The sequence below is a fragment of the Streptomyces sp. NPDC088794 genome, assembly GCF_044750545.1.
In the GTDB taxonomy this organism is placed as follows: Bacteria; Actinomycetota; Actinomycetes; order Streptomycetales; family Streptomycetaceae; genus Streptomyces.
This window is the reverse complement of record NZ_JBIVKB010000043.1, coordinates 1-1,903: the sequence shown is the minus strand read 5'-3', so window position 1 is coordinate 1,903 and position 1,903 is coordinate 1. Positions and strand designations below refer to the sequence as shown.

General features: G+C 72.1%; 2 protein-coding genes. One reads left to right on the top strand and one right to left on the bottom strand.

Translation table 11 applies throughout. The features are described 5' to 3' along the window. A partial coding sequence (locus ACIP6U_RS48655) for an alcohol dehydrogenase catalytic domain-containing protein (RefSeq protein ID WP_401729980.1) occupies positions 1–885 on the bottom strand: 885 nt, incomplete at its 3' end. Between the two features lie 102 nt (positions 886–987). Between ACIP6U_RS48655 and ACIP6U_RS48650 the strand changes: the two genes are divergently transcribed. After that, positions 988–1,881 carry a LysR family transcriptional regulator gene (locus tag ACIP6U_RS48650; RefSeq protein ID WP_401729978.1) on the top strand — a complete coding sequence of 298 codons (894 nt, stop codon included), beginning with the start codon at positions 988–990 and terminating at the stop codon, positions 1,879–1,881. The last annotated feature ends 22 nt before the right edge of the window (positions 1,882–1,903 follow it).

The window sequence follows — 1,903 nt, the reverse complement described above, 5'->3', positions numbered from 1 at the left end:
GCGCATGATCCATGGGTACGGGAGGGCGAGGTCGTCGCCGCCGAGCATGCCGACGCCGCCCATGAGAACGACGCGGCCGTATTCGCGCACGGTCATGGCGGCCGTGCGCGCTGCCGAGCTGGGTGCGCTCGGCGGTAGCAGGTCGATCACCATGTCGATCGGGCCGTCGGCCGCCGCGGACATCGCCGCGCGGTCGCCGGCCTCGTTCCCGGTGAGCGGAACCGGGCGCACGAGCGGACCGAACCGATCGGCAAGGAGGTCGAGCGCGGCCTGGTTGCGGCCCGGGGCGACCACGCGGCCCGCCCCCATGGCAAGCGCCACCGCAACCGCACTGCTGCCGAGGTTGCCGGTGGCCCCGTTGACGAGCAGCGTCTCACCGGCTACGAGCCCGCCGGCCAGCAGCCCGCCGTAAGGGATGACGTGCACGCCGAGCGCGGCCCAGCGGGCCGGGTCGTCCCCCGCCGCTGCGGGGAGCGGGAAGACGTTCTCCGTCGGGACCCGCATGAGCTCGGCGAACGACCCGTCGTGCAGGTACCGGGCGAGGCGCGCGCCGCCCTCGCCACGGGAACTCCAGCCCTGGAGCGTGATGTCGGGCGTCAGGGCGTCATCCCGCGAGCGCACCGTCGAGTCGCACCACACCAGGTCGCCGGGGCGCAGCCGGGTGGCGTCGGGGCCCACGTGGACGACCCGTCCCACGCCGCCGACCCCAGGCACGACGGGAGGGACCAGGGGGTAGTGCCGCTCGCCGCTGAAGACCTCAGCCGCGTAGGGCGCCACGCCGGCGGCGAGGACCTCGACCACAACCTCGCCGCCGCCGGCCTCGGGGTCGGGGACCTCCCGCACCGTGAGCGGGGTACCGAACTGCGTCAGAACTGCTGCTCGCACGTGATGACCTCCGTGTTCGTCCGTGTTCGTCGGGATCGACACTAGGAACTCGGCGGGCATGCGGGAAGCGACGATCAAGCATCTGTGGTATGCGTATCCCGCATGGACATCTCCAGCACAGGCCTACGGGTCCTGCGGCAGATCGCCGAGTCCGGCAGCTTCACCGCAGCAGCCACCCGGCTCGGCTACACACAGTCGGCGGTCTCACGCCAGGCCGCCGCCCTCGAACGAAGCGCGGGCACCGCCCTGTTCGAACGCCGCCCTGACGGAGTGCGGCTCACCCCCGCGGGTCTGACTCTGTTGCGCCACGCTCGCACGATCCTGGACTGTCTGTCGGCGGCCGAGCGCGACCTCACCGGCACCGTCTCGCGTACCGAACTGGTGCGGCTCGGACTGTTTCTGAGCGCGGGCGCGGCCATCCTGCCTCTCTCACTCACCCGCCTCGCGGCGACCGACCCGCAGATCACGGTCACGACCACCGAGGGCACCACGCCCTCCCTGGTCCGGGCACTGCGCGCGGGCTCGATCGACCTTGCCGTGCTGACGTCCCGCCCGCCCCACCGGCCTTTGGACGGCGAGTCGCCGCGCCTGCACGTCGAGACCGTTATGGACACCGAACTTGTCGTGGCGGTGCCTTCGACCGGAGAGTTCGCCGGCCGCACCGCGGTGCACGTCGACGAATTGATCGACGTCCCGTGGATTGCCGCCCCGGTGTCGAATGCCGAGCCACTGCTCGGCGTCTGGCCTGGCCTGCCCGGACGGCCGCACATCGTCCACTGCGCGCGCGACTGGCTGACGAAGCTTCAACTGGTCGCCGGTGGCTTCGGGGTGACAACGGTGCCCTCGCGGCTCTCGCCGGTGCTGCCGCCCGAGGTGAGCCTGCTGCACGTCGAAGGCGCACCTCCCGAGATCCGCCGGGTTCTCGTGGCGCGGCTTCCCGGCCGCCCCACCCCGGCGATCACGGCCGTCACCCGAGCAATTGCCCCGACCACCTGATACGTGCCGCGGGCCGTCAGAT